Source organism: Frankia sp. AgKG'84/4, assembly GCF_023242965.2.
Classification (GTDB): domain Bacteria; phylum Actinomycetota; class Actinomycetes; order Frankiales; family Frankiaceae; genus Frankia.
In genome coordinates this window covers 1-7,856 of record NZ_JALKFU020000227.1, presented here as the reverse complement: position 1 = coordinate 7,856, position 7,856 = coordinate 1, and the positions used below count along the sequence as shown (strand labels likewise).

Here is a 7,856-nt window from a genome sequence, read left to right as displayed (position 1 = left end):
CCCCGAAGCGGCCCGGTGGCCGCGCCCGAACTGCGGTCGCCGCCGCGGTCGAGGCGACGAGGTCCGCCGGTCCGCGGCCGGCGGCCGGCGGACAGACCGCGGTTCTGCCCGATACCCACCCCGACGCCAGCGGCCGCAGGGCCTCGCCGGTGGGCGGCAGCGGCGGCGACGGCACGGCCGGCTCGCGGGCGGGATCTCCCCCAGGCCCGCCCACCGACAGAACAACGAGTCCCGCGGCGTTGGTCCGCCCCCCGGTCGACCGACGACCGCTCGCGCGGAAGATGGCGCTGCTCGCGGCGGTGCTCGGTCTGGTCGTCGCACTGCTGTCGCTACCGGTCGTCGCAGCGGTGGGCCTGTTCGCCAAGGGCAGCGCCGATCACTTCCTCGGCCTGCCGAGCGAACTGGTCACTCCGCCGCTACCGCAGAGCTCCGTGATCCTCGCTTCGGACAACTCGGTGATCGCCACGCTGCGTGGCGCCGAGAACCGCATCGTGGTGCCGGGCAACCAGATCCCCAAGGTCATGCGGGAAGCCATCGTCGCGATCGAGGACTCCCGCTTCTACGAGCACGGCGGCGTGGACCCCCAGGGGGTGCTGCGCGCCGCGCTGCGCAACAGCGAGTCGGGCGGTGTCGCCCAGGGCGGGTCGACCCTCACCCAGCAGTACGTGAAGAACGTGCTGCTGCAGAACGCGCGGACCGCCGCGGAACGAGAGGTCGCCGCCGGCGACTCACTCGACCGCAAGATCCAGGAGCTGCGGTACGCCCTCGACATCGAGAAGCGCTTCTCCAAGGACGAGATCCTCGAGCGGTACCTGAACATCGCCTACTTCGGCGACGGCGCCTATGGCGTGGGCACTGCCGCGGAGCACTACTTCGGCGTGCCGATCTCCCAGGTGAACGTGCAGCAGGCCGCGTTGCTCGCCGGCCTCGTCCAGAGCCCGTCGCGGTACAACCCGGCCGCCCATCCGCAGGCCGCACTCATGCGTCGCAACACGGTGCTCGACAAGATGGCCGAGAACAACTACATCAGCCCGACGCAGGCGGACGCCGACAAGCAGGTGCCGCTCAACGTCGTGCCCGCGCCGCCCCCCGCCGCGGACTCCTGCGTGACGTCGAGCGCACCCTTCTTCTGCGACTACGTCCGGTCCCAGCTCCAGGCGAGTCCCGCTCTCGGCAGCACCCTGGAGGAACGCAACCGGCGCATCTACGAGGGTGGCCTCGTCATCCGCACCACGCTGGACCCCCAGGTCCAGCAGGCCGCCCAGGATGCTGTGAACTCGACGATCCCCCCCGACAACCGGGTCTCCGCGACCGAGGTGGTCATCCAGCCGGGGACCGGCAACATCCTCGCGATGGCGGTCAACCGGGTGTACGGCCCGGATGTCGCGAGCAACCAGACCGTCGTCCCGCTGCCGACCAAGGCGACGTTCCAGCCGGGTTCGACCTTCAAGACGTTCGTGCTGGCCGCGGCGCTCGAGCAGGGCTACGGCACCTCGACCGCCTTCTACTCCCCAGCGTGCTATGTCAGCAAGAAGTTCCCGCTGGACCGCGGTGAGGGCGACTGCGCCAAGGGCTACTCGAACTCGGCCGAGTCCGAGGCTGGCATCTACGACATCCCGCGCGGCACCTGGGATTCGGTGAACACCTTCTACGTGCAGTTGGCGGAAAAGGTGGGGATCCCGGCGGTACTGGAGATGGCCAAGCGCCTCGGTGTCAGCCCGCCGCAGGCAGACAAGATCGGTTCCACCGATGGTGCGACGGCGATCGGCGGTGGCCAGTACATGTACGTGGCGCCGCTGCAGATGGCCGACGCCTACGCGACGATCGCCGCGGGTGGCCTGCGCTGCACGCCGCGCTTCGCCACCGGAGTGGTGGACTCGAGCAAGACCGCGATCGACATCGCCAACGGGTCGCAGTGCGAACAGGTGCTGGCGAAGGGCATCGCGGACACGGTCTCCAGCGTGCTGGAAGGCGTGCCGATCAACGGGACGGGCCGTAACGCCGCGATCGGCCGGCCCTCGGCCGGCAAGACCGGCACCACCGATGGGTTCTCCGCCGCCTGGTACGTCGGATTCACTCCGCAGATGACGGCGGCGGTATCGGTCGGCGACCCCACCGGCGCGGAGCAGCACCCCCTGCGAAACGTCGTGGCGAACGGCCGGGCCTGGCCGGAGGTCTTCGGCGGTGACCTCCCGGCGATCATCTGGGGCAAGTCGATGCGGGCGGCGCTGGCGCCACTGCCGGTCGAGCCGCTGCCCGACGCCGACCCCACGGCGGCGCGCGGCACCAAGGGCGGCCTGCAGAACACACCGCCACCGCCGCCACCAGCGCCGGCCCCGATACCGGGCCTTCCAGGCGTGTTGCAGGACCTTGGCCAGCAGGTCGCTGGGGCGATCCAGGGCGGCCGTCAACCGGGCGCAGGCCAGAACGGCGGCGCTCAGAACGGCGCAGGCCAGAACGGCGGCGCTCAGAACGGCGGCGGCCAGAACGGCGGCCAAGGCGGCGGTGGAGGAGGCGGCGGCGGCCAGAACGGCGGTCGACGGTAGTTCGCGGCGGCTCTGTGCTCGGCCAGAACGGCTCGGCTTAGCACAGAGCCGGCGGGAGCCCGTTCCCTGCCGGCCGGTGCCGGCCGGTGGGCTCGCCCCGTCACCGGCCAGCGCGCTCAAAAGTCATGGTGAGCGACGACAATCTGGGGCCGCCGCGAGGTAAAGCGACCACGGTTTGCTAGAGAGTAGCGATCGGGGTTCGGCTGCCCCTGAGCAGGACCGGGCGAACTTCTGGCTGGGCCCGCTACGGGCGCGAGGTCCGGTTTGACCGCGCGAAGAGGCCCGCCGCGCTGCCGACCGGTCTCCTGGAAGGTCGATGTCCGGTTGCCCCGCCATGATCGGCCGGACGCGCCGCCTAGCGGCCGAGGTCCCGCACGGCGGCGGGGGTCTGGCTCGGATCGATCCCGAGGGCAAGAGCCAAATAGACACCGGTGAAGTCGAACAGTCCTATCAGTGAGGCGAGCCGCTCCAGCGGGTCGACGCCCTCAGCCCGCAGTTCGGTGACTCCGACGCCCCGCTCGGCGGCGGCGGAGACGGCCAACTCGGCCTGGCGGGAGACCTCGGGCCGTTCGCTGGTCGGGTCACGCAGCAGGATCAGCCGCAGCCGGACCGACTCCTCTTCCTCCTCGGCCCGGTCCCGGAAGAAGTCCTCCAGGTCATCCACGCCGACAGTTGCGCCGCCACTGGCCGCGCGGCTCAGGCCGGCCCCGAACGGGCCGTCGAACAGCGCCACCTGGTAATGGCCGGGATGCGGCAGGGTGCCGGCCAGCGCCGGGTACTTCGCCGTCGCGGAAAGCTGGAAGGTGGCCCGCTCGGCCGCGACCGCGGTCACCGCCGACGTGCCCAGCACGATCGGCAGGGTGCCGGCGAGCTCAAGGGCGAGCGTCTTGGCCGGGTTCACGAACGACTCACTCGACGGGCGGCACCGGGTGGCGACGTCCTCCAGACGGGTCGCCGCGGCCTCGATGGCCGCGTCCCCGGTTCGGACGATCCCGAGCGCGCGGGCGACGACGAGAAGCGGAACTGTCAGCGACCAGAACGCCGTGTGCGGCGGCCGCTGCCCGACGAGTGGCACCAACGGGGCTCCAGCGACCTCGGCCAGATGCGCCAGCGGCGTGTCGGGCGGAGCCACCACGGCCACGCGTGCCCCGCGCCGGTTCGCCTCCTCTACCGCCGAGCGGGTCTCCGCCGAGGTGCCGGTCGCCGAGACCGCGAGGACCAGGTCGGACACGCCGACCCAGCCCGGCAGGCCGTGCTCGTGATGGCCGATGATCGGAACCGGGCTCGTCGGGCCGACGACCGCGGCCAGGAAGCCGGCGGCCAGCGCGGACCCGTCCACGCCGACAACCAGGATGGCTCTGGGACGCCCGTCGGCGGCAAGCCGGTCAATGCCCGCCTCCTGGGCGAGCACCGCGCTCTGCCGGACCTGCGGCCCGGCAGAGGCCACGTGCGGCAGCAGGGCTGCTATGCCACCCGCGTCGAGGCGGGCGGCATCGTCAAGGACGGCCTCGTCGAGGAACACGCCGACGTCAGCTCGACGCCGACGCGGCGGATCCAGGGAAGGGCACGGCCTCGTCGAGCAGCATCACCGGGATGTCGTCCCGGACCGGAAAGGCGAGGCCGCAGGCGGCGCAGACGAGCACCGGGGCGCCGTCGAGTTCCTCCTTGCGCAGCTCACCGTGCTTGCTGCACGGACAGGCCAGAATCTCCAGCAGCAGCGGGTCGAGGCTCATCAGGCTTCCTTTCCGCTCCGGACCTGCGCGAGGATCTCGTCGCGAAGCCGGCTCATCGTCGCGTCGTCAGGGCCTTCGACGTTGAGCCGCAGTAGCGGCTCGGTGTTGGATGGGCGCAAATTGAACCACGAACCGTCCGCGAAAGTGACGGTCAGCCCGTCAAGGTGATCGACCGCGGTGGCGTTCGGGGCGTAGCGCTTCTCGATCGCCAGCATCTCCGCGGTGGCGTCCGCCACCTCCGAGTTGATCTCCCCGGAGGCGCTGTAGCGAGCGTAGCCGTCGAGCAGCTGGGACAGCGGCCGGTCCTGGCCGCCGAGGGCGGCGAGGACGTGCAGCGCCGCGAGCATGCCCGAATCGGCTCGCCAGAAGTCCCGGAAGTAGAAGTGCCCGGAGTGCTCGCCGCCGAAGATCGCGCCCGTGCGGGCCATCTCGGCCTTGATGAACGAGTGCCCGACCCGGGTCCGCACGGGCACGCCGCCCCGCTCGAGGACGAGTTCGGGCACCCCCTGGCTGACGATCACATTGTGGATGATCGTGCCGCCGGGTTCCCGGGCGAGCTCGCGATCGGCCACGAGGGCGGTGATCACCGACGGGGAGACGATCTCGCCCCGCTCGTCAACGACGAAGCAACGGTCGGCGTCGCCGTCGAAGGCGAGCCCGAGGTCGGCGCCGGACGCGCGGACGGCGGCCTGCAGGTCGCGCAGGTTCGCCGGCTCGATCGGGTTGGCCTCGTGGTTCGGGAAGGAGCCATCGAGTTCGAAGAAGAGCGGGATGACCTTCAACGGCAATCCGTCGAACGTCGCCGGCACGGTCAGCCCGCCCATACCGTTGCCGGCGTCGACGGCGACGGTCAGCGGACGGATGCCGCTCAGGTCGACGAGGGTGTGCAGGTGGCGGACGTAGTCGGCCAGCAGGTCGCGCTCGGTGATCGAGCCGCGCCGACCGGGACCGGCCGGGACGCCGCGCTCGACCATCTCACGAATCTCCGCCAGCCCGGTCTCCTGCCCGATCGGTGCCGCGCCGGCCCGGCAGAGCTTGATGCCGTTGTACTTGGCCGGATTGTGCGACGCGGTGAACATCGCGCCCGGGATGTCGAGCGAACCGGCCGCGAAGTACAGCAGGTCCGTCGAGCCGAGGCCGGCCAGGATGACGTCCGCGCCCTGCTCGGTGGCGCCCTGCGCGAACGCGGCGGCCAGCGGCACCGACGACTCCCGCATGTCGTGCGCCGTCACGATCCGGTCCGCGCCGGTCAAGCGCACGAACGCGGCGCCGGTCCGGCGGGCGATGTCGGCGTCGAACTCCGACGGGACCACGCCCCGGACGTCATATGCCTTGAAGATCCGCGAGAGATCGCGCACAGCCCTTGCCACCTTCCCCAGTGTCCCCCGGCACCGGGTTAGTGGTACCCGGCCTGCTCGGCGCCTGCCGCCGTCACAGGGGACGACGATATCCGCCGGGCCGGGCGGGACCGGGACCGCATCCGGGGCGAGCCCACGTGGGACACACACCACGGGGAACAGCGCACCGCCCGACCGTGGTGGCCACGCCCACGGCGGACGGCACCTGGCGGGTTCGCCAGGACGGCGGGGGAACCGTCAGGACGGGCTGGGGACCGCCCGCAGATGACCTCGCCGACCCGCTGGCGGCCCACCACCCTGCGGCCCCTGTTGGGGACCCGGACCGCCGACGGGCGGCTCCGGGCCGCGGCGAGGCGTCTCGGGGCCGCGCCGGGAGGCTTCGCGCACAGCGTCCGCGAGCGCCTCCAGGTCGTCCCCGGCCACCTCACGGCCGGCCTCGTTGGACGCTTCGGCCTCGAGCCGGACGACGGCCCAGCCGAGCGGCACGGTGAGCCGGTCGGCGTGGGTGCCGCACAGGTCGTACGAGTGCGGCTCGACGTACGGGGACAGCGGGCCCAGCACTGCTGTCGACTCGGCGTAGGCATACGTGAGCGTCGCGACCGCGGCTGCGGAACAGGCCGAGCGGGAGCAGCGCCGAGGCTTCACGTTCCGGACGGTAGCCCCCGGAACGGGCGACGGCCACCACCTCTCGTCGTGTCGCGTGACGCGAGGCTGAATCGTCACTCGCTGTCGACCATTTCATCGCGCCCCGCAGCCAGAACTGAGTGTGGCGAGCGGGTCCGGCCGGATATCGAAATCATCTGATCGTGGAACCTCCTCGGGATGGGAGGGCGTCGAGGCCAGCCGCCCGGATGGCACGCGGGTGCCGACGGCCCGGACGGCGGTCGGGACCGGGCGACAGCGTGGACCGCCGCCGGCCGGACCTGGTGCGCGAGCCGGCCGTGGGACCGGCCGCCGCCACCGAGCGGTGCCCACCCCGAAGGTGCCGTGGTGGGCACGCGCCCGCCGGACGCCGGCCGGGGCTCGTTCACGAACGCTACGCTCACAGGGTGACCGAGCTCGAACGGTTCCCGTCGGCCACCCGGCCGATTCGCCCCCGTCGCCGCCGTGACCGGCGCGGTCGGGGCATCCGCGGCATGCTGCTGCCGCCGGACGTGCCTGCCTACGCGACCCGCGGGGACCGGTTCGACGACTTCGTCCTGGACGCGGTGGAACACCTCGATCATCGCTGGTCGGCGGAGCTGGCCGAGGTCGAGTTCGCGGTCGAGGACGTGCCGCCGGTGGCGGTCTCCGACGAGGAGATCCCGCTCGCCACGTTCCAGCCCGCAAGCGGAAAGGGCCGGTCAGGCACCCCGCGGCGGATCGTGGTCTACCGCCGCCCGATCGAGGCACGGGCCGTCGACGCGGAGGATCTCGCCGAGCTGGTGCTCGACGCGATCATCCACGAGGTGGCTGAGATGATGGGCGTCGATCCGGCGGTGATCGACCCGGAGGGTCATGGCTGGGGCGACGAGGAATAGGCGGCACCGGCCCCTCGGTGCCCGCCGCCACCGCACCTCGCCGCGAGGGAGATCGTGACCAGGAACACCGCGTCCTCGGCGCACCTAGGTGTACCGCCGACGCCCGGAAACGGCCAGGCCACACCGCTACCGGCGCCGTCCGGCCCGGCCCGGCTGCTGGCGCTGCACGGCGCCGAGCAGGCCTACGCCTGGGGCTCTCCCACGGCCATCCCCGAGTTGCTCGGGACGCCCTCGGACGGCGGGCCGGTCGCCGAGCTGTGGCTCGGTACCCATCCGGTGGCGCCGGCGCTCGCCGAGGCGGACGGAGCCCGGCTGCCCGCCGCCGACCTGGTGGGCGAGCTGCCGTTCCTGCTGAAGGTGCTCGCGGCGGACAAGGCGCTGTCGCTGCAGGTGCATCCGGACCTGGACCAGGCGCGGGCGGGCTTCGCCGCCGACGACGCGGCTGGCCTCGCCGTGGACGCACCCGAGCGGCGCTACCGGGATCGCAACCACAAGCCTGAGCTGATCGTCGCGCTGACGCCCTTCCGGGCCCTCGCCGGCATGCGCGACCCGGCGCGCACCCTCGCCGTGGTGGCCGGTCTCGGCTCGCCGGCGCTGGCCGCGGCATTCGGCCCGCTGGTCGACGATCCGCGACGCGGCGCCGCCACGGTGCTGCGGACCCTGCTGACCATGCCCGCCCAGCCCGCCGCGGCCCTGGTC

Annotated in this window: 7 protein-coding genes; 3 read left to right on the top strand and 4 right to left on the bottom strand. The window is 72.4% G+C overall.

From position 1 onward, the window contains the following. The first annotated feature begins 281 nt into the window (after nt 1-281). A complete protein-coding gene (locus MXD58_RS15060) occupies nt 282-2,546 on the top strand; it encodes a transglycosylase domain-containing protein (RefSeq protein WP_248838371.1) in 2,265 nt (754 codons plus the stop codon). A 355-nt stretch (nt 2,547-2,901) separates the two neighbouring features. Here MXD58_RS15060 and MXD58_RS15055 read toward each other — a convergent pair whose 3' ends face one another. The 4 genes from MXD58_RS15055 to MXD58_RS15040 form a co-directional block, all read right to left on the bottom strand. After that, entirely contained in the window at nt 2,902-4,068 is a 1,167-nt protein-coding gene (locus tag MXD58_RS15055) for an SIS domain-containing protein (RefSeq protein WP_248838372.1), read from the bottom strand. Between the two features lie 7 nt (nt 4,069-4,075). After that, on the bottom strand, nt 4,076-4,279 hold the full coding sequence (locus MXD58_RS15050; RefSeq protein WP_248838373.1) for a Trm112 family protein: 204 nt from the start codon (nt 4,277-4,279) through the stop codon (nt 4,076-4,078). Further along, nucleotides 4,279-5,637, bottom strand: a complete 1,359-nt coding sequence (locus MXD58_RS15045; protein WP_248838374.1) for a phosphomannomutase/phosphoglucomutase — start codon at nt 5,635-5,637, stop codon at nt 4,279-4,281. The genes MXD58_RS15050 and MXD58_RS15045 overlap by 1 nt, the downstream gene beginning before the upstream one ends. A gap of 237 nt (nt 5,638-5,874) precedes the next feature. Next, a complete protein-coding gene (locus MXD58_RS15040) occupies nt 5,875-6,282 on the bottom strand; it encodes a DUF3499 domain-containing protein (protein WP_248838375.1) in 408 nt (135 codons plus the stop codon). A gap of 404 nt (nt 6,283-6,686) precedes the next feature. Here MXD58_RS15040 and MXD58_RS15035 point away from each other — a divergent pair, with 404 nt between their 5' ends. Both MXD58_RS15035 and MXD58_RS15030 read left to right on the top strand, forming a co-directional pair. Then, nucleotides 6,687-7,157, top strand: a complete 471-nt coding sequence (locus MXD58_RS15035) for a metallopeptidase family protein (RefSeq protein ID WP_248838376.1) — start codon at nt 6,687-6,689, stop codon at nt 7,155-7,157. Nucleotides 7,158-7,211: 54 nt separating this feature from the next. After that, a partial coding sequence (locus MXD58_RS15030) for a type I phosphomannose isomerase catalytic subunit (protein WP_374616144.1) occupies nt 7,212-7,856 on the top strand: 645 nt, incomplete at its 3' end.

What these genes read in the sequence shown, in the direction of transcription:
- MXD58_RS15060 (WP_248838371.1), top strand. Translation starts at nt 282, where the DNA reads ATGGCGCTGCTCGCGGCGGTGCTCGGTCTGGTCGTCGCACTGCTGTCG.
- MXD58_RS15050 (WP_248838373.1), bottom strand. Translation starts at nt 4,279, where the DNA reads ATGAGCCTCGACCCGCTGCTGCTGGAGATTCTGGCCTGTCCGTGCAGC.